Below are 19,581 nucleotides of genomic sequence, written 5' to 3'. Positions count from 1 at the left end.
ACACAACTCGACCACCTGCATGAGGTGAGGTGAGGGGCTTTTCCTGGCTCATCTTTGAGCCTGCCCGTCCGGCGAGGACTCTCTTGATCTTTTCCCCTGCGCGAAGCGCGGGGGTCGCGCTGCGCGCGGGTGGCTGGGCGCGGGCATTCTTGGCTGCCGTTGCCGGGTTCGCCTTCGCGGGGTGGCTGCCGTTGCCGGGTCGCCGTGGTGGGTGGTCGGGCTGGACCGAAGGTCCCTAACGCAACTCCCGCTTGAGGATCTTGCCCGAGGCGTTCCGCGGCAGCTCCTCGACGAACCGGATCGCTTTGGGGACCTTGAAAGCCGACAGCCTGCCCCGCGCGTGGGTGAGCAACTCCTCCTCCGTGACGTCCCCTTTGGACACCACCACCGCGGTGATCGCCTCGATCCACTTCTCGTCCGGGACGCCGATCACCGCCACCTCGCCCACCGCGGGGTGGGTGTACAGCGCGTCCTCGACCTCACGCGAAGCGACCAGCACACCACCGGTGTTGATCACGTCCTTGATCCGGTCGACCACGTAGATGTACCCCTGCTCATCCTGGCGCACCAGGTCACCGGAGTGGAACCAGCCACCGCGGAAGGCTTCCACCGTCTCCTCCGGCTTGTCCCAGTAACCGAGGCACAGCTGCGGCGACCGGTACACCACCTCGCCCAGCTCTCCCGGCGGCACGTCGTTCCCGTCGCTGTCGACCACCCGCAGCTCCACGAACAACGCCGGGCGCCCGGCGGAGTCCGGCCGGTCCTCGTGGTCCGCCGGGCCGAGGATCGTTGCGAGCGGGGCGATCTCGGACTGCCCGAAGCAGTTGTAGAAGCCCAGCTCCGGCATCGCCTCGCGCAGCCGTTGCAGCACCGGGCCCGGCATGATCGACGCACCGTAGTATGCCTTGCGCAACGCGGGAAGCGGCGCGAAATCCGGGTGGTTCGCCAGCGCCACCCACAGCGTCGGCGCGGCGAAGAACGCACCGTGCCCGTCCTGCGACAGGCGCCGCAGCACCTCGCCGGGCTCGGGCACCTCCAGCAACGTGTTCTCCGCCCCGACAGCCAGCCACGGCAACAGGAACACGTGCAGCTGCGCACTGTGGTAGAGCGGCATCACGTGCAAGGGCACGTCGTGCTCGGTCAGGTCGAGCCCGGCGATGCACGAGAGGTACTCGTGCACGAGCGCGCGGTGGGTCATCATCGCGCCCTTCGGCCGGGACGTCGTGCCCGAGGTGTACAGCAGCTGGACCAGGTCCGTGTCCGCGACTTCGACGTCGATTTCCGGTACCTCGCCGGACATCGCGTGCGCCAGCAGCGAGTCTTCCGAGTCCCGCAACAAAAGTACGGTGCCGGTGACGTTCCCCGCGAGCGCCGGATCGGCCAGCACCACCGAGCTCCCCGACTGTTCCAGCAGGTACCTCAGCTCGCCACCGGTGAGGTTGTAGTTGACCGGCACGTGCACCAGACCGGCACGCGCACAGGCGAGGAACCCGATCAGATAAGCGTCCGAGTTCTTGCCGTACGCGGCGACTCGGTCACCCTTGGTGAGCCCGAGGCCGAGGAGATGGGCCGACGCCCTGCTCACCGCATCGTCCAGTTCCGCATAGGTCCACTGCCGGTCCGCGAAGCGCAGCGCGACGCGTTCGGGCGTCTTCGACGCGCTTCGCCGGAGGATGTCCGCGACGGTACTGGAACGCAGCGTGATCATGAGAATTGCCAACCCCTCCTGGCGCCGGTGCCATACTCGGGTGCGTGAGCGAGATCCACATTAGACGAGCCACCGGCGCCGATGTCGAGCCGATCGTCGCGATGCTGGCCGACGACCAACTCGGCAGGCAGCGCGAGTCCGCCGCCGACCCGGCCCCGTACCGGCGGGCCTTCGAGGCGATCGACGGGGACCCGAACCAGTTCCTGGCCGTGGCCGAGGACGCGGGCGAGGTCATCGGCACGCTGCAATTGACGTTCATCCCCGGGCTGTCCCGCAAGGGCGCCACGCGGGCGCTTGTGGAAGCGGTCCGCGTCCGGTCCGACCGACGGGGTGACGGGCTGGGCGCCGTGCTGATGAAGTGGGCTGTCGAGGAGGCCCGGCGTCGCGGATGCGCGCTCGTGCAGCTCACGTCCGACGCCTCGCGGACCGGTGCGCACCGGTTCTACCTGCGACTGGGCTTCGAACAGAGCCATTTCGGCTTCAAGCTCACGCTCTGACGGAAAACGGCGGAAAGACCACTCCCCACATGCATGGATACCCCACGGTGCGGGTACTACCATCCGTGTGATTCGGCGGGAGTGATGTCTCCAATGAATGAAGCCGACCGGGTCGAGGTCGCACACGAGGAACTGGACGGATGTCTGGTCGCGACCCTCGACGGGGTGCTCGACTCGCTGACCTACGGATACATCCGTGACGCCCTGGTGAAGCTCGCGCTGGAACAGCCCCGGGCTGTGGTGGCGGAGCTGGACAATCTGTCGGTCGGTAACGAAGCGCTGCTGAGCGTGTTCTCCTCGGCGTGGATGCGGGTCAACGACTGGCCGCAGGTGCCGCTCTTCCTGGTCGCCGGGGACCAGGCCCGGCGGAGCGCGATCGCCCTCAGCGCCATCAACCGGTTCGTCCCGGTTTTCGCCACGGTGGGCGAAGCGATCGCATCCGTCGAGGCAGGCGCGCCGCGGCGACGGCGCCGCGCGGTGTACCCGCCCGTGCGGATGGTGTCGGCCGCCGCGCGCGACTTCGTCCGCGAGGCCTGCAAGGACTGGCAGATCGAGGCCCTGACGTCGGACGCGGTCTGCCTGGCCTCCGAGCTCGTCGAGAACGCGATCGAACACGCGCGCACGGAGCTCGAGCTCAGGCTGGAGCTGCGGCGTGGCATGCTCACCGTGGCCGTCCGAGACGGCAGCCCGGCGCACGCCGTACTTCGCCAGGGCAGGCAGGGGCAGCCACTGGGCTACGGCCTGCAGATCGTCGCCGACCTGGCGACGACGTGGGGGTGCGCACCGGACCTGCACGGAGGCAAGGTCACCTGGGCGGTGCTCACGACCGGTCCCCGCTGGTTCGAGCGGCATCCGGAGTGGACGGCTCCAGCACTCCGTCCGTGGTCTCCATGACGAGGATGGCCCCTGTCGACTCCCCGCCCCGTCTCCGCAGCGCACCACACGCGATTCGCACCGTGACATGGCGGCCGCGCCGGTTCACCGCCGCCAGCACGACCTCCTCGGTGTAGGCCGGGTCGGCCAGCGCGGGGCGCACCACCGGACCCAACTCCGCGACGGGCAGCCCGATGTCGAGGTTCAGCAGGTGCTCGCCCTCAACCTCTTCGTGCCGCAGACCCCACAGCTCCTCCGCGCCCGCGTTCCAGGCCACGACCCGCATCTGGTGGTCCACCACGACGACGCCGGCGCGCAGCGAGGTCAGGACGGACTCGAGGAACTCGTTGAGGTCGTCGAGCTCGCTGGTCCGGTCCCGCAGCGCGTTGTTGATCGTCTGCAGCTCGTCGTTGGTGGACTTGAGCTCTTCGTTCGTCGTCTCCAGCTCCTCGTTCGTGGACTGCAGCTCCTCGTTGGTCGTCTCCAGCTCCTCGACCGTGGACTGCAGCTCCTCGTTGGTCGTCTCCAGCTCCTCGGTCGCGGACTGCAGCTCCTCGTAGGCGTTTTCCCGCTGCCGGTTCGCACCGGCCAGCTCGGCGAACAACCGGTGGCTGGCGGTGACGTCGTGAAACACCACGGAGACCCCGATGACGTCGTCGCCCAACGAGACCAGGGGACTGACGTGCAGCTCCAGTGCGATGACCTCGCCGGGCCCGCGCTGCCATTCCACGTCCTTCACCCGGAGCGCCCGCCGCTCGGTACGCACCTGCTCGACATAGCCGCGCAGCTCCACCGGGCGGTAGGAGATCTCCAGGTCACGCAGGGGGCGGCCGACGTCAAGGTCGGACACGCCGAACAGCTGTTGCGCCTGCTGGTTCGACAGCGCCACCAAATCGTCGGAGTTCACGACGATCTGCGCGACTGGGCTGCCGGAGAACGCAAGCGCCCGTAGTTCGTCGCGCGCGTCGAGGGTGGCGCGCTGCTCGTGCACGTACGGCGCCCCGAACATCGAGCCGCCGACCGGGGCGGTCGCGATCTTGCGGAACAGGCGGTGCTTGGGGTCGATGGGATCGAACAGGCGGGTGTGCGAAAGCAGCATCTCCGCCTTGCCCACGAACAGCACACCGCGCGGCAGCAACGCGAAATGCAGCTTCCGCAGGATGCCCGACTGGGTCTCGGCGTTGAAGTACATCAGCGTGTTGCGGCACAGGAGCAGGTCGATCCGGGAGATCGGCGCGTCCTGCACGAGGTCGTTCCGGCCGAAGATGACCGACCGGCGCAGCTCCTTGTGGAAAACGTAGCGGCCGCCCTGGCGCTCGAAGTACTTCTGGGCATACGCCTCGGGCAGCGCCTCGAGCTCGCGCTGGCCGTAGGTGGCCTGGCGGGCCTGCGCGAGCGCTTCCTCGTCGACGTCGGTCGCGTAGATCTTCACCCGCTGGCGGAACTGCTCGACACCCAGCGCTTCCGCCAGCACGATGGCCAGGCTGTAGGCCTCCTCGCCGGAGGAGCAGCCCGCGCTCCAGATCCGCACCTGGTCACCGGGGCCCCGCTCGGCCAGCAGCATGGGCACCATCTCGGACTGCAGGTAGTCCCACGCGTCGGGGTCCCGGAAGAACCCGGTGACGTTGATCAGGATCGTGTTGAACAGCGCGGCGAACTCGTCCGCGTCGACCTGCAGGTGATCGAGATATCCCGGATAGTCCCCAATGCCGACTTGCGCCATCCGCCGGGACACCCGCCGCACGAGTCCGCTGCGCTTGTAGCCGGTGAAGTCGAAACCACGAGTTTCCTTGAGGTGTTCGAGGATCGCCTCGAACCCCGGGTCGTACTCGGACCCGATCTGCTCGCTCACATCGCGGACCCTACCCGCGGCGCACTCCTACGCACGATCTCACCTCACGCCGACCGGCCCGGTGGCTCCTGGTCCTGCGGGGCCGGTCCGTCCAGCAGGAACTGACGCAGCACCTCGACCGCCCGTGAGCTCTCGTCCTGGTGCCAGCGGTACCGGTTGGCCACCAACGTGAACCCGTGCTCCTCGGCGTCCTTGGTCATCCTCACGGCCAGGTCGCGCTTCTCCTCGAGAGCGCGCAAGGCCGCCCACAGGGCGTGTTCGATGTCCTGCGACTGCTGCTCGAACAGAGCCTGCGCAGTCCACGCGTGGCCGACGCGGCAGCGGTACCGCGTCCCCCGGCCGTCGAACTCGAAGAGCACGCCCTGACAGTCCGGGCAGGAGAATCCCGATGGCCCCATGACGTCAACCACCTCCGGCAGACTCATGGCCTCGTATTCGCTCGCGCTCGCCGCCTGAGCCTCCACCTGGTCGAGCAGCGAGAGCGACGGCACGTCATCGCCGTCGCCGTCGACCACCTCGCGCACGCGGCGGGCGAGCTCGGCTCCCATCCGCACGCAGGGCAGGACGCAGTCGACCTCGACCCGGGCCAGCGCGCTCTCGGGCATGCCGGAGTACAGCGCCTCCGTCGGGTCCTGCACCATCACCAGCCCGCCCCGGTGCTTGATCACCGACAGCCCGCCGGCGCCGTCGTCCAGCGCCCCCGACAGGATCACCCCGATGACTCCCGGACCACGCGCCTGCGCGGCCGAGCGGAACGTCGCGTCGATCGCCGGCCGGTGCCCGTTCTCCGTCGGGCCGCGCGACAGCCGGATCCGGCCGTCCTCGACGAGGAGGTGGTGGTCCGGCGGGGCGGCGTAGATGTGCCCGCGCTGCAGCGCCTCGCCGTGGCGGGCGCTGGTCGCGGGCAGTGCCCCCGACCGGCCGAGGATCGCCGGCAGGGAGCTCACGCCACCCGCCGGCAGGTGCAGCACGACGAGCACCGCGGCCGGGAAGTCCGCGGGAAGGCCGGCCACGAACTCGCGCAGCGCTTCGACACCCCCGGCCGACGCACCCGCTACCACCAGGTCCCGCGGAATGTCGCTCACGCCCGTGCCTTCCCGTGTCGCATGCCATCCGGCACAACGTCAACCGATTGCCTCGGCCAGGCTTTCGTAAACATGCAGCGGCTGCTCCGACTGGAGCAGGGACAGCAGACGGCGTACCTGCGGCCCGGCGACCAGCCGGAACGAGACCCCGGCGCGCACGGCGCGGCGCTGGGCCTGCGCGAGCGCCTCCAGCCCCGCCGCGCCGAAGAAGTCCACTGTGGACAGGTCGGCGACGAGAAGCCCGGCGGGCCCGTCGGCCTGTTCGGTCAGGACGGCGGCCAGCCGCGGCGCCGTGAGCAGATCGACCTCACCCTCGACCGACACCACGGTCGCACCCGGTTCCTTCCGGACGTGCAACTGGATGATCGTCTCGACGACCGAGCCGCTGAGCGGGAGCCACTGGTCTTCGGTCATCTGTCCCGCCCCCGCCGCAGTGTGTCGTCCCTCACAGTAGACATACCACCTTACGCCGCCGGGGTCAGTACTGCCCTCGATGGCCGGAATTCATGCCGTGGTCCGGGAGATCTTCGCGCTGCCGAGAACAAGATCACCCCGGGCGTCCGGGCGGTACAGGACGGCGACCTGTCCCGGCGCGACCCCGCGCAGCGGCTCACGCAGCTCGATCCGCACCTCGCCGTCCACCACCTCGGCGACGGCGTCGGCCGTGCCGCCGTGGGCCCGGACCTGCAGCACGCACTCGGTCGGCCCGTCGAGCGGGCGCTCACCCGGCCAGCAGGGCCGGTCGGCGGCGATCCGCCGCACGGCCAGCCGGTCCGCCGGGCCGACCTCGACCTTGCCCGAGACCGGTTCGAGCGAGAGCACGTACCGCGGCTTGCCGTCCCTGGCCGGGTGCTCCAGGCCGAGGCCCTTGCGCTGACCGATGGTGAACCCGTGCACGCCGGTGTGCCGGCCGAGCACCGCCCCGGTCTCGGCGTCGACCAGGTCCCCCGGGCGCTCGCCGAGCTTGCGCTCGAGGAACTTCTTCGTGTCCCCGTCCGGGATGAAGCAGATGTCGTGGCTGTCGGGCTTGTGCGCGACGGCGAGCCCGCGGCGCTCCGCCTCGGCGCGCACCTCGCTCTTGCGCGAGTCGCCCAGCGGGAACAGCGAGTGCCGCAGCTGCTCGGGGGTCAGCGACGCGAGCACGTAGGACTGGTCCTTGCCGTCGTCGGCGCTGCGCCGCAGCTGCGGCACACCGTCCACATGCGACAGCCGGGCGTAGTGGCCGGTGGCGACGGCGTCGAAGCCGAGCGCCATCGCCTTGTCCAGCAGCGCCTCGAACTTGATCTTCTCGTTGCAGGTCACGCAGGGGTTCGGGGTGCGCCCGGCGGCGTACTCGCCGACGAAGCTCTCGATGACCTCTTCGGTGAACCGCTCGGCGAAGTCCCAGACGTAGAACGGGATACCGAGGACGTCGGCGGCGCGGCGCGCGTCGTGCGAGTCCTCGATCGTGCAGCAGCCACGCGCCCCGGTGCGCAGCGTGCCGGGTTTCGCGGACAGGGCCAGGTGCACGCCGACGACGTCGTGCCCGGCGTCCACGGCACGGGCGGCGGCGACCGCCGAGTCCACTCCCCCGCTCATCGCGGCCAGTACCCGCATCAGGCCTCCTGGGTGTGCTTGCGCATTCCGGTCAGTCCCGCCTGCCGGGCCCGCGTGACGACCGCGCCGATCTCCCGCGTCACGGCGTCCACATCCGCCCGGGTCGAGGTGTGCCCGAGAGAGAACCGCAGCGAGCAGCGGGCGTCCGTCGGGTCCGCGCCCATCGCGAGCAGGACGTGGCTCGGCTGCGCGACACCCGCCGTGCAGGCCGAACCGGTCGAGCATTCGATGCCCTTGGCGTCCAGCAGCATCAGCAGGCTGTCGCCCGCGCAGCCGGAGAAGGTGAAGTGCGCGTTGCCCGGCAGCCGTTCCTCGCCCGGCGGCGGCCCGTTGAGCACCGCGTCCGGCACCTCGCGGCGGACGGCGTCGATCAGCGCGTCCCGCAGGGCGGCAGTCGCCGCCGACCGCTCGCGCTGCTCGCCCACCGTGGTGTGGACCGCGGTGGCGAAGGCGTGGATGGCGGGCACGTCCAGCGTGCCGGAGCGGACGTCACGCTCCTGGCCGCCGCCGTGCAGCAGCGGCACGCACTCGGTGTCGCGCGCCAGCAGCAACGCACCGACGCCGTAAGGGCCGCCGAGCTTGTGGCCGGTGAGCGTGAGCGCACTCGCGCCGCTCGCGGCGAAGTCGATCGGCACGCCGCCGACCGCCTGCACGGCGTCGGTGTGCAGCGGGATCTCGTGCTCGGCGCAGATCTGGGCGAGCTCGGCCATCGGGTTGATCGCGCCGACCTCGTTGTTCGCCCACATGACGGTGACCAGTGCGACGTCGGACGGGTCCTGCTCGACGGCCTTGCGCAGCGTCTCCGGCAGCACGCGGCCGTCGGCGTCCACGTCGAGCCAGGTGACCTCGGCGCCGGCGTGCTCCTCGAGCCACTCCACCGCGTCCAGCACGGCGTGGTGCTCGACGACGCTGGAGATCACCCGCTTGCGGGCGGGATCGGCGTTCCGGCGCGCCCAGTAGATGCCCTTTACGGCGAGGTTGTCGCTTTCCGTGCCGCCGGCGGTGAAGATCACCTCGGACGGCCGGGCGCCCATCGCCTCGGCGATCACCTCGCGCGCCTCCTCGACCATCCGCCGCGCCCGCCGCCCCGAGGAGTGCAGCGAGGAGGCGTTGCCCACGGTGGACAGCGCCTCGGTCATCGCCGCAACGGCTTCGGGCAACATGGGAGTGGTCGCCGCGTGGTCGAGATAGGTCATCGCTCTCCCAGCGTAGACCGTGCCGTTCACTCGCGCGTGGGCCACCGCCGGGTGATGAGCACGCCGAGCAGGGCCAGCCCCGCGAGCACTGTGGCCAGGACCACCACGGCGTTCGACGGTGCCCGTGCGGAGGCGAGCAGGCCGAGGAGCACACCGCCGAGACCGACCGTCAGCGCCGAGCCGACCCAGTCGCCCAGCTGCATCGCCGAGGTGTTGAAACCGCGCTCGGCCACCGGCGAGAACCGGAACAGCAGCACGGTGATCGCCGGGTAGCCGGTGCCCATGCCCGCCCCGCCGACGACGCAGGCGACGAAGGCGGCCCACCCCGGGAACCACGGCTGCGAGACGAACGCGAACAGCACCAGCGAACCGGCGACGAGACCGAACCCGATCCGCAGCGCGGCCTCCCGGGACCAGCCCGGATGACGGCCCTGCAGGGCCGAGGCCGCGGACCAGCCCAGCGCGCTCACCGTCAGCGGCAGCCCGGCCGCCGCCGGGTGGTAGCCGTGCACCTCGGTCATCGTCAGCGGCAGATAGGCCTCCATTCCCGCGAAGGCGCCGCCGAGGAGAGCACGTGCCGCGACGACGGTGGGCAGGCCGGGCCGCGCTGTCACCGTTCCGGGTGGCAGGAGCTTGCGCAGGGCGGCACCGAGCGCGACCAGCCCGCCGGCGCCATAGCCGAGCGCGAGCGGTGACGGGTGCTGTGCCGCCCACGTCAGCGCGGCCACCCCGACGGCGGCGGCGAGCGCGGCCACCGTGGTCGCCCGGCGTTGCCGTTCGACGGGTTCCGGTGGGCCGAGGCGACGGGCGACGGGGAGGAGCAGGACGAGCCCCAGCACCGCGAGCGGGACCAGGCCCAGGAACACCCAGCGCCAGCCGAAGCGCTCGGTGACCAGGCCCGCGACCGAAGGACCGACGACGGCCGGGAGGATCCACGCCGCCGCGTTCGCCGCGTACATCACCGGGCGCTCGCGATCGGTGTAGACCAGTGCGATCAGCAGTGAGACGGCCACCAGCACGGTGCCCGAACCGAGGCCCTGCAGCACCCGGCCGCCCAGCAGCATCGCCATGTTCCGCGCGCTGCCGCAGAGGACCAGGCCGGCGAGGAAGATCGCGGGCCCGGCGATGAGGGCGAACGCCGGGCCACACCGGTCGCACAGCCGCCCGGACAGGACCGTGGCGACGACGCTCGCGACCAGGAACGCCGTGAAGGGCCACGAATACAGCGACTGGCCGCCGAGCGCGGCCACGAGCGTCGGCATCGCCGTGGCGACACCCATGTTCTCGAACGCGATGAGCGTGACCACGAGCAGACTCGCGACGGTGGTGGTGCGATGCGCGGCGGTCCACAGCACCCCGCGCTCCCGCTCGGCGACGATCACCCTTCGAGCCTGCAACCTCCACCGGGGTGGAGGTCAAGCGAGTTTTCGGCGCAACCACCGGGAAATCAGCCCGCGGCGACGGCGGGCAGCCTCCTGCTCCGGCCCCGCGACCGGCGCGGCGGGTGGACGGTCCCCAGCGCGGAACGGACCGCCGACTCGGCGAGTGCGGCCAGCTCGCGGCGGTCGGCGGCGCGGCCGGGCGCGATCTCCTCGCACACGAACACCTCCAGCACCAGCCCCCGCAACCGGGCGACACGGCGGAGCGAGTCGATCAGCGACTCCGGGCCGATGAACGCCGGCTGGGTCGTCTCGCGGCCGTCGGCGAGGCGGTAGCGCAGCGCGAGCGGGCGCACCGGCACCCCGCCGTCGATCGCGGCCTGGAACGCCGCGGTGGCGAACCGGCCGGACGCGAGGCCGCACCAGGTCGTCCCCTCCGGGGTGACGTTGACCAGCGAACCGGCACGCAGCGCGTCCGCCAGCTCGGCCATGGTGCCCGGCAGCGTGGACAGCCGCTCCCGGTCCAGGAAGATGCTGCCACCGCGGGCGACCAGCCCGCCGAGCACCGGCCAGCTCGCGATCTCCCGCTTCGCCAGCGCGCGCATCGGGCGCAGCGCGTTGACCGCGACGATGTCGAGCCACGAGACGTGGTTGTTGACCACCAGCGCGCCACGACCGTGCGCCGCGAGCCGGAACTCCTCGCCCCCGTGCACGACCAGCCGCACCCCGAAGGCCCGCAACACCGACCGGAAGATCAAGCGTGCCAACGGTTCCCGTGTCCCGCGCAGCACCAGCAGCGGGCTCGCGGCAAGGGCGAGCAGCACCACCGCGCAGGCCGCCCCGATCCGCCACACCCGCCGGGGCAGGGCGACCGTCGCGGCGCCCGGCGTCAGGCAGCCGTCGCCGCACGGCGAGGTGGGCATCCAGGCGTGGCTCATGCCCCGGCCCCGAGGAAGAACTTCAGGTAGCGCTCATCGAGGTTCTGCAGGTCCAGCAGGGTGAAGAAGTCCGCGACGCCGAAGTCCGGGTCGTGTGCGGGCGGTCCGCAGACCTTGGCGCCCAGCCGGGTGTAGCCCTTGAGCAACGGTGGGAGCGCCGACCGCTGCGGGCGGACGATCTCCGTGCTGTCCCAAGGGTTCAGCGGCGTGACGCGCTGCTCCTCGGGCGCGTAGTGCTTCGCCTGGATGGCGTCCCACACCCCGGCCGCGAAGCTGCCGCCACCGTCGAGCGGGACCGACGCGCAACCGGCGAGGTAGCGGTGCCCGGCCAGCAGCATGTACCGGCCGATGCCCGCCCAGACGAGGCTCACGACAGCGCCCGTCCGGTGGTCCGGGTGCACGCACGAACGGCCGGTCTCGACGAGCGAGGGACGCAGCGCGGAAAGCCTGGAAAGATCGAATTCGGTGTCGGAATAGAGCCCGCCCGCCGCGGCCGCCCGGTCGGGCGGGAGCATCCGGTAGGTGCCGACGATTTCCCCGCTGTTGTCCTCGCGCACGACCAGGTGATCGCAGAACTCGTCGAACCGGTCGGCGTCGAGTCCGGCCTGCGGCGAATGGAGCTCGGCGCCCATTTCACCGGCGAAGACGGCGTGGCGAAGTCGTTGTGCCGCAACGACTTCCTCATTCCCGGAGGCGACGAGGAGTGAGTAGTGCGGAGCACCGTCGGGCTGCGAATCGGTGCTGACGAGTAGCTGTGACCGCGTCATGCCCCAAGGTCTACCGGCGTCCCGGAAACCACCAGGACCCCCAAGGGATGACCTTTCCGTGCACTTTTCGTGAACCGGACACGACGAAGGGCGCCCCCGAATTCGGGAGCGCCCTTCGCGACGGCTCAGCCCTTGCGCTTGGCGACCTCGTCGGTCAGCTGCGGGGCGACGTTGAACAGGTCGCCCACGACGCCGAAGTCGGCGATCTCGAAGATCGGTGCCTCGGGGTCCTTGTTGACCGCGACGATCGTCTTCGAGGTCTGCATCCCGGCCCGGTGCTGGATCGCGCCCGAGATGCCGAGCGCGACGTACAGCTGCGGCGAGACCGTCTTACCGGTCTGGCCGACCTGGAACTGTGCCGGGTAGTAGCCGGAGTCGACCGCCGCACGCGACGCGCCGACGGCCGCGCCGAGCGAGTCGGCCAGCTTCTCCACGACCTCGAACTTCTCGGCGGAACCGACCCCACGGCCACCGGAGACCACGATCGAGGCCTCGGTGAGCTCGGGGCGGTCGCCGCCGACGACCGGCTCGACACCGGTGATCTTCGCCGACTTCGCCGCGTCGGTCGCGGGCACCTCGACGGCCTCCTCGGCCGCCGCACCCTGGGCCTCCGACGCCTCGACGGCACCGGGGCGGACCGTGATGACGGGCACGCCGTGGCCGGCCTTCGACTTGACGTTGTAGGCGCCACCGAAGATCGACTGCTCGACGGTGCCGTCGGAGTTCACCGCGACCACGTCGTAGAGCAGGGCGCTGCCAAGGCGCACCGCGAGCCTGCCGGTGACCTCCTTGCCCTCGCCGGTCGCCGCGGCGACCACCGCGGCCGGGGAGACCTGCTCGGCCAGCTTGGCCAGCACGTCCACCTTCGGCGTCACCAGGTACTTGTCGGCGTCCTCGGACTCCGCGACGTAGACCTTCGCGGCGCCGTAGTTCGCCAGCTGCTCCTTGAACTTGCCCGCGGTGCCGGGAGCACCGACGACCACGGCCGACGGCTCGCCCAGCTCGCGGGCGGCGGTCAGCAGCTCGAAGGTCAGCTTCTTGAGTTCGCCGTTGATGTGGTCGACGAGAACCAGAACCTCAGCCATGTGTCCGTCTCCTCTCAGATGAGCTTCTGGCCGACCAGGTACTCGACGATCTTCGAACCGCCGTCACCCTCGTCCTCGACGCGCTGACCGGCCGTCCGCGGCGGCTTCGGGGCCGCCTCGGTGACCTGGGACCAGGCGTTGGCCAGGCCGACCTCGCCCGCGTCGATGCCGAGGTCGGCGATCGTGAGCGTCTCGACGGGCTTCTTCTTGGCGGCCATGATGCCCTTGAACGACGGGTACCGCGGCTCGTTGATCTTCTCGCTGACGCTCACCAGCGCCGGCAGGCTCGCTTCGAGGTGGGTGAGCCCGTCCTCGGTCTCGCGGTCGCCCTTGACGGTGGTCCCGTCGACGGTCAGCTCGCGCACGAAGGTCAGCTGCGGCAGGCCCAGCAGCTCGGCCAGGATCGCGGGCACCGCACCGGCGCGGCCGTCGGAGGCCTCGTTGCCGGCGATGATCAGGTCGTAGCCCTCGACCTTGCCGATGGCGGCGGCGAGGACCTTCGCGGTGGCGATCACGTCGGAGCCGTGCAGCGCCTCGTCGGAGACGTGGACGGCCTTGTCGGCGCCCATCGACAGCGCCTTGCGGATGGCGTCGGTGGCGCGGTCGGGTCCGACCGAGATCACCGTGACCTCGCCCTCCCCGGCTTCCTTGATCTTGAGGGCCTCTTCGACGGCCTTCTCGTTGATCTCGTCGAGCACCGCGTCCGCGGACGCGCGGTCCAGTGTGTGGTCAGCGTCGGAGAGCTTCCGCTCCGAGTAGGTGTCTGGCACCTGCTTGACCAGGACAACAATCTTCGTCATGGGTCCCCTTCGACCTCCCGATATCAGCCCTACTTGCCGGTAGCGTAGGGAGATTTCCCGGTCCTGGCGCGCCGAGGTGACGGCATTCACCTGGAATCGCAGACTATCAGGACGATAGTCCCAATACTTTCCTCACCTTATCGCGCTACTCCGAGTGACTCCCCGGGCGCACGGGCTGCACGACGTAGACCTTTCGGGCTAACCTCACACACCGTGTCTACTCACGTGGCGGTAGTGACCGACTCGACAGCATCACTTCCGGATCAGCTCGTCCAGCAATGGGGCATCAAGGTCATCCAGCTCCAGCTGCAGGTCGACGACCGGATCGACGACGAGAGCCGGTTCGACCGGGGCGAGCTCGTGGAGTCCTTGCGGGCCAACCGGAACGTCGCGACGGCGCCCCCCGACCCTGGCGCCTTCTTCTGGGCGTACCAGGACGCGGCGAGTGCCGGTGCCAGCGCGATCGTGAGCGTGCACATCTCCGGCCGCATGTCGGCGACCGTGCACGCCGCCCGCCAGGCCGCCGACCAGGTCCGCATTCCCGTGTACACGCTCGACAGCGGCACCGTCGGCATGAGCCTGGGCTTCGCCGTGCTCTCCGCCGCCCGGGCCGCGGCCGCGGGCGCGCAGGTCAACCGGGTCATCGAGGCCGCGGAGCGCCGGTTCACCAGCACCTCGGAGCTGATCTACGTCGACACCCTCGAATACCTGCGCCGCGGCGGCCGGGTCGGCGCGGCCTCGGCGATGCTCGGCACCGCGCTGTCCATCAAGCCCCTGCTGACCGTGCAGAGCGGTGAGGTCGCGCCGCTGTCGCGGGTGCCGGGTGCGAAGCGGGCGATGAACAAGCTGATCGACATCGCCGCCCAGCGCGCGGGGTCGCATCCGAGCGAGGTGTCCGTCTCCTGCTTCCGGCCCACCGACCGGGAGCTGAGCGTCGTCGGCCAGCTGCGCCAGCGCATCCCCAACCTGCGCGACCTTTCGATCGTCGAGGCCAGCGTCGTCGTCGGCTCGCACGTCGGGCCGGGTGCCATGAGCATCACGGTCGCCCCTGTTTGAGCGGGGAACCACGCGGTTATCCCGGCCGTTGACAGGACAGCCGGAAACCGACATTTGGGAGGAACGCCGTGGCCTCGCTGTTCAACAGGATCGCTCGGTTCGCCAACAGCCCGCAGGGCCGCCGCGCGGTCGAGCAGGCGAAGCGGTTCGCGAACGACCCCAGGCGCCGCCAGCAGGCGAAAGAAGCCGTCGAGAAGGTCCGCCGGCAGCTGGGCAACCGGCGCCGCCCGCAGTGATCGAATAGTTTCCGCAGACCTGTAACGATCCCTCGCCTTCACCCGATAGGGTCACCCCCAGCCGCACGAGCCAAGGGAGCCGCTGGGTGCTGAGCGAGACCACGACAACGCAGGAGGCGATCGGCGACGAGCAGCGGCTGGTGGCCGAGATCAGGCGGTTCTCGGCCGCGCCGTTCGACGCGAGACCGGCACAGACGGCGACCGAGAGCGACCTGGACCTGCGGTTGTTCCGGACCACCTACCTTCCCTCGTTCGTGGCGGCCGAGTCGCTCGAGGACAACCAGCGCCCGGTCGAGGCCGACCTCGCCTGGCTGCGGCTGACGACGCCGGGAGGCATGCCGACGAACCTCGGGGTGCTCGCGGTCGGCAAGGACCCCAGCGCGCACGTGCCCGGCGCATACGTGCAGTTCGTCCGCTACCAGGGGCTGGACCTGGGCTCGCCGGTCGGCGACCAGCACGAGCTGCGCGGCAACCTGGTGGGCACCGCGACCCGGCTGAGCGCGTTGCTCAGTGCGAACCTGCGCTCGAAGCTCACCGAGGGCGAGGGGCTGTTCCGCGAGGAGACGCTGCCCGACTACCCGCTGGAGGCGTTGCGGGAGACGTGCATGAACGCGCTGATGCACCGCGACTACGAGAAGTCGAACGCGCCGGTGCGCATCGCCTGGTTCGACGACCGGATCGAGGTGACCAACCCCGGCGGTCCGTACGGGCAGGTGCGGGTGGACAACTTCGACCGCGTCAACGACTACCGCAACCCCGGGCTGGCGAGGGCGATGAAGGCGCTGGGCTACGTGAACCGGTTCGGCCGCGGGATCTGGCGGATCCGCTCGGCGATGGCCCGCGCGGGCAGCCCGGTCCCGGAGTTCCGGGTGGACGAGGGTTCGTGGTGCGTCGTTCTGCGGAAATGGCCGTGAGGCGCGGCAGAACGGCACAGTAGGGTCGGGCGGGTGACGACCTCATCCGCGCGCGCCGAGGCGCTGCACCTGACCGGCGAACGGACCGTGCCGGGCATTCCGGAGGAGAACTACTGGTTCCGCCGCCATGAGGCCGCCTACCTCGCCCTGCTGCCTTACTGCGCGGGTGCGACGGTGCTCGAAGCCGGGTGCGGTGAGGGCTACGGCGCGGCGCTCATCGCCGGGCGCGCGGCGACGGTGCTCGCGCTCGACTACGACGAGCCGACCGTGCGTCACGTCACACGACGTTATCCACAGGTGGGGACAGTTCGGGGAAATCTCGCCTTCCTGCCACTCCGTTCGTCCACTGTGGACGTCGTGGCGAACTTCCAGGTGATCGAGCACCTGTGGGACCAGGGCGGCTTTCTCGCTGAGTGCCACCGGGTCCTGCGGCCGGGCGGGCGCCTGCTCGTGACCACCCCGAACCGGCTGACCTTCACCCCGGACAGCGACACCCCGCTCAACCCGTACCACACCCGCGAGCTGGCACCGTCCGAATTGGACGCTCTGCTGCGCGAGGCCGGGTTCGGGGTCGAGCAGCTGCACGGACTTCACCACGGCGCGGGCGTGCGCGCGCTCGACGAGCGGTACGGCGGTTCGATCATCGACGCCCAGCTCGACGTGGTCATGGGGCAGCTGCCGGGACAGGCGCAGTGGCCGGACGGCCTGCTGGCCGACGTCGCCGCGATCCGCGCGGAGGACTTCGAGCTCACCGGCGACCGGCTCGACGAGAGCCTCGACCTCGTCGCGGTGGCGGTGCGGCCATGACCAGGGAAGGCACTTTCTGCCTGGTCCTGCACAGCCACCTGCCGTGGCTGCCGCACCACGGCTCCTGGCCGGTCGGCGAGGAATGGCTCTACCAGGCCTGGGCGCACTCCTACCTGCCCGTCGTCGACCTGCTGCGCCGGTTCGCCGACGAGGGCAGGCGCGACGTGCTCACCCTCGGCGTGACGCCCGTGCTCGCCGCCCAGCTCGACGACCCCTACAGCCTGCGCACCTTCCACGAGTGGCTCGGCCACTGGCAGCTGCGCGCGCTGCAGGCGAGCACGTTGTGGCGGGACGACCCGCTGCTCCGCGACCTGGGCGCGGCCGAGCACCGGGCCGCGCTCCGGGCCACCGAGGCGCTGGAAACCCAGTGGCGGCACGGCTTCTCCCCCATCCTTCGGTCCCTTGTGGACAGCGAGGTGCTCGAACTGCTCGGCGGCCCGCTGGCCCACCCGTTCCAGCCGCTGCTGGACCAGCGGATCCGCTCGTTCGCACTGCGGTCCGGGCTGGCGGACGCCGCACTGCGGATCGGCCACCGCCCGGCCGGCATCTGGGCCCCCGAGTGCGGTTACGCGCCCGGGATGGAGGACGACTACGCCGCCGCTGGAGTCGCGCGATTCCTGGTGGACGGGCCTTCGCTGCGCGGTGACACGTCGGCCGCACGCACCGTTGGCTCGTCGGACGTGGTCTGCTTCGGGCGGGATCTCGAGGTCACGTACCGGGTCTGGTCGCCGAAGGCCAGCTATCCCGGTCACGCCAACTACCGCGACTTCCACACCTGGGCACACGAAGTCGGGCTGAAGCCGTCGCGGGTCACCGGCCAGCAGGTCGCGCCGCAGGACAAGGCGCCGTACGACCCGGCGCTGGCCGCGGACACCCTGCGCGTGCACATCAAGGACTTCGTGGACACCGTCGTGACGAGGCTGCGCCGCCTGCGCGAGCGGAACGGCCGGGAGGCGCTGGTCGTCGCGGCCTACGACACCGAGCTGTTCGGACACTGGTGGCACGAGGGCCCGGCTTGGCTCGAAGGTGTCCTGCGGGCGCTGCCCGAGGCCGGGGTGCGGGTCACGACGCTGCGCGGTGCGCTCGAAGCCGGGCACCTCGGTCCGCCGGTCGAGCTGCCCGCGTCCTCGTGGGGTTCGGGCAAGGACTGGCGCGTGTGGGACGGCGAGCAGGTCGCGGACATGGTGGAGGACAACGCCGCGCTGCAGAAGCGGTTGCTGGCCGTCGAGCCGGGGGCGTTCCGCGACCCCGTGCTGGACCTCGCGGTGAACGAGGCGATGCTCGCGTTGTCCAGTGACTGGGCGTTCATGGTCACCAAGGACTCGGCCGCCGACTACGCCCGCCGCCGGGCGCGCGTGCACACCGAGCGCTTCGACGCCCTCATCCGCGGCGAGAAGGCGTTTCCGCTGGACGACCGGGTGTTCGGCCACCTCGACGCACGGTTGTTGTGAGCGTGTTTCGGGTGTTACTAAACCCGCGAGTAACCTCGGCCCATGCGCGTGCTGATGCTGTCCTGGGAGTACCCGCCGGTCGTCGTCGGCGGGCTCGCGCGCCACGTGCACGCACTCGCCCGTCACCTGGCGCGCGACGGCCATGAGGTCGTCGTCCTGTGCCGGCACGTCGCGGGCACGGACGCGCAGACGCATCCGACGACCGACCGGGTGGTCGAGGGCGTGCGGGTGCTGCGGGTGGCCGAGGACCCGATGCACGTCACGTTCGAGCAGGACCTGGTCGCGTGGACGCTGGCGATGGGGCACGCCATGGTGCGCCGTGGGCTGGAGCTGCTGCGCACCTGGCAGCCGGACGTGGTGCACGCACACGACTGGCTCGTCGCGCATCCCGCGATCGCGCTCGCGGAGGCGTCGGGGAAGCCGCTGGTCGGGACCATCCACGCGACCGAGGCCGGGCGGCACTCGGGCTGGCTGTCGTACCCGCTGAACCAGCAGGTGCACTCGGCGGAGTGGTGGCTCGCCAACCGCGCGGACGGGCTCATCACGTGCTCGCAGGCGATGCGCGCGGAGGTCGCCGGCCTGTTCGAGGTGCCGGCGGACGACATCACCGTGATCCACAACGGGATCGAGGGACGCGGCTGGCGCGTCCCGGCGGACGAGGTCGCCCGGGCCCGGTCGGCGTTCGCGCCCGACGGTGAGCCGCTGTTGTTGTATTTCGGGCGGCTGGAATGGGAAAAAGGCGTGCAGGACCTGCTGGCCGCGTTGCCCGGGATCCGGCGGGACCATCCCGGGACGCGGCTGGTGGTCGCGGGGCGGGGGCGGCATCTGGAAGAGCTGGTCGCGCAGGCGCGGAAGCTGCGGGTGCGCCGGGCGGTGCACTTCGCCGGGCACCTGCCCGACCGCGACCTGCGGACGGCCCTTTCCGCGGCGGATGCCGTGGTGCTGCCCAGCCGGTACGAGCCGTTCGGCATCGTGGCCCTGGAGGCGGCGGCGGCCGAGGCGCCCCTGGTCGCCTCGACGGCGGGTGGGCTGGGTGAGGTGGTCATCGACGGGATCACCGGCCTTGCCTTCGCTCCGGGGGACAGCGCCGCGATCCGGGCGGCGGTGGACTCGGTACTGCGGGACCGCAAGTCGGCGCGCCGCCGAGCCCGGACGGCGAGGGCCCGCCTGGCGGAGGACTTCGACTGGGCGCGCATAGCCGAGGCGACGGCGCAGGTCTACCGCCGAGCCCGCGCGGGCGACCACGGCGAACTGGCCCGCCCGAAGATCCCGACGGGCAACGCCTTCGCTCCGTGAGGTCTTTTCGGGGGAAACCCAACCACCACCGACGGTGACCCGACA

General features: G+C 70.9%; 19 protein-coding genes. 8 read left to right on the top strand and 11 right to left on the bottom strand.

Translation table 11 applies throughout. From position 1 onward, the window contains the following. Positions 1-235: 235 nt before the first annotated feature. Complete coding sequence (locus LWP59_RS07240) at positions 236-1,708, bottom strand: acyl-CoA synthetase (RefSeq protein ID WP_144640934.1); 1,473 nt, start codon at positions 1,706-1,708, stop codon at positions 236-238. A 53-nt stretch (positions 1,709-1,761) separates the two neighbouring features. Between LWP59_RS07240 and LWP59_RS07235 the strand changes: the two genes are divergently transcribed. Then, positions 1,762-2,205, top strand: coding sequence for a GNAT family N-acetyltransferase (locus LWP59_RS07235; protein WP_229857842.1), 444 nt, complete (start codon positions 1,762-1,764; stop codon positions 2,203-2,205). 93 nt (positions 2,206-2,298) lie between these two features. Next, positions 2,299-3,099, top strand: a complete 801-nt coding sequence (locus tag LWP59_RS07230) for an ATP-binding protein (RefSeq protein ID WP_144640938.1) — start codon at positions 2,299-2,301, stop codon at positions 3,097-3,099. Here LWP59_RS07230 and LWP59_RS07225 read toward each other — a convergent pair. The 10 genes from LWP59_RS07225 to LWP59_RS07180 form a co-directional block, all read right to left on the bottom strand. After that, a complete protein-coding gene (locus LWP59_RS07225; RefSeq protein WP_144640940.1) occupies positions 3,026-4,930 on the bottom strand; it encodes a CheR family methyltransferase in 1,905 nt (634 codons plus the stop codon). The two genes, LWP59_RS07230 and LWP59_RS07225, sit on opposite strands and share 74 nt — an antisense overlap. Positions 4,931-4,974: 44 nt before the next feature. Further along, positions 4,975-6,015, bottom strand: coding sequence for a chemotaxis protein CheB (locus tag LWP59_RS07220; RefSeq protein WP_144640942.1), 1,041 nt, complete (start codon positions 6,013-6,015; stop codon positions 4,975-4,977). Between the two features lie 39 nt (positions 6,016-6,054). After that, entirely contained in the window at positions 6,055-6,429 is a 375-nt protein-coding gene (locus tag LWP59_RS07215) for an STAS domain-containing protein (protein WP_144640944.1), read from the bottom strand. 90 nt (positions 6,430-6,519) lie between these two features. Continuing rightward, positions 6,520-7,611 (bottom strand): tRNA 2-thiouridine(34) synthase MnmA, encoded by a 1,092-nt coding sequence (gene mnmA, locus LWP59_RS07210; RefSeq protein WP_144640946.1) that lies wholly within the window; start codon positions 7,609-7,611, stop codon positions 6,520-6,522. Next, positions 7,611-8,807, bottom strand: a complete 1,197-nt coding sequence (locus LWP59_RS07205) for a cysteine desulfurase family protein (protein ID WP_144640948.1) — start codon at positions 8,805-8,807, stop codon at positions 7,611-7,613. Before LWP59_RS07205 ends, mnmA begins: the two co-directional genes overlap by 1 nt. Positions 8,808-8,833: 26 nt before the next feature. Further along, positions 8,834-10,189, bottom strand: coding sequence for an MFS transporter (locus LWP59_RS07200; RefSeq protein WP_144640950.1), 1,356 nt, complete (start codon positions 10,187-10,189; stop codon positions 8,834-8,836). Positions 10,190-10,254: 65 nt separating this feature from the next. After that, positions 10,255-11,124: a lysophospholipid acyltransferase family protein gene (locus LWP59_RS07195; protein WP_144640952.1), complete on the bottom strand. Its 870-nt coding sequence runs from the start codon at positions 11,122-11,124 to the stop codon at positions 10,255-10,257. After that, positions 11,121-11,891, bottom strand: coding sequence for a GNAT family N-acetyltransferase (locus LWP59_RS07190; protein ID WP_144640955.1), 771 nt, complete (start codon positions 11,889-11,891; stop codon positions 11,121-11,123). Before LWP59_RS07190 ends, LWP59_RS07195 begins: the two co-directional genes overlap by 4 nt. A 125-nt stretch (positions 11,892-12,016) precedes the next feature. After that, positions 12,017-12,976, bottom strand: a complete 960-nt coding sequence (locus LWP59_RS07185; protein ID WP_144640959.1) for an electron transfer flavoprotein subunit alpha/FixB family protein — start codon at positions 12,974-12,976, stop codon at positions 12,017-12,019. Between the two features lie 14 nt (positions 12,977-12,990). Beyond that, positions 12,991-13,776: an electron transfer flavoprotein subunit beta/FixA family protein gene (locus LWP59_RS07180; protein WP_144640963.1), complete on the bottom strand. Its 786-nt coding sequence runs from the start codon at positions 13,774-13,776 to the stop codon at positions 12,991-12,993. A gap of 213 nt (positions 13,777-13,989) precedes the next feature. Here LWP59_RS07180 and LWP59_RS07175 point away from each other — a divergent pair, with 213 nt between their 5' ends. The 6 genes from LWP59_RS07175 to LWP59_RS07150 all read left to right on the top strand — a co-directional run bounded on the left by LWP59_RS07175 (position 13,990) and on the right by LWP59_RS07150 (position 19,536). Then, positions 13,990-14,832, top strand: coding sequence for a DegV family protein (locus LWP59_RS07175; RefSeq protein WP_144640966.1), 843 nt, complete (start codon positions 13,990-13,992; stop codon positions 14,830-14,832). A 68-nt stretch (positions 14,833-14,900) separates the two neighbouring features. Further along, complete coding sequence (locus tag LWP59_RS07170) at positions 14,901-15,068, top strand: hypothetical protein (RefSeq protein ID WP_186383326.1); 168 nt, start codon at positions 14,901-14,903, stop codon at positions 15,066-15,068. An 86-nt stretch (positions 15,069-15,154) separates the two neighbouring features. Then, positions 15,155-15,982 carry an ATP-binding protein gene (locus LWP59_RS07165; protein WP_229857818.1) on the top strand — a complete coding sequence of 276 codons (828 nt, stop codon included), beginning with the start codon at positions 15,155-15,157 and terminating at the stop codon, positions 15,980-15,982. A 33-nt stretch (positions 15,983-16,015) separates the two neighbouring features. Then, entirely contained in the window at positions 16,016-16,789 is a 774-nt protein-coding gene (locus LWP59_RS07160; protein ID WP_144640969.1) for a class I SAM-dependent methyltransferase, read from the top strand. Then, entirely contained in the window at positions 16,786-18,240 is a 1,455-nt protein-coding gene (locus LWP59_RS07155; RefSeq protein WP_144640971.1) for a 1,4-alpha-glucan branching protein domain-containing protein, read from the top strand. Before LWP59_RS07160 ends, LWP59_RS07155 begins: the two co-directional genes overlap by 4 nt. A 42-nt stretch (positions 18,241-18,282) precedes the next feature. Next, a complete protein-coding gene (locus tag LWP59_RS07150; RefSeq protein ID WP_144640975.1) occupies positions 18,283-19,536 on the top strand; it encodes a glycosyltransferase family 4 protein in 1,254 nt (417 codons plus the stop codon). The last annotated feature ends 45 nt before the right edge of the window (positions 19,537-19,581 follow it).

Origin of the sequence: Amycolatopsis acidiphila, from assembly GCF_021391495.1 — a bacterium.
GTDB classification, from domain to species: Bacteria; Actinomycetota; Actinomycetes; order Mycobacteriales; family Pseudonocardiaceae; genus Amycolatopsis_E; species Amycolatopsis_E acidiphila.
This window is presented reverse-complemented; position numbering and strand designations above follow the sequence as displayed.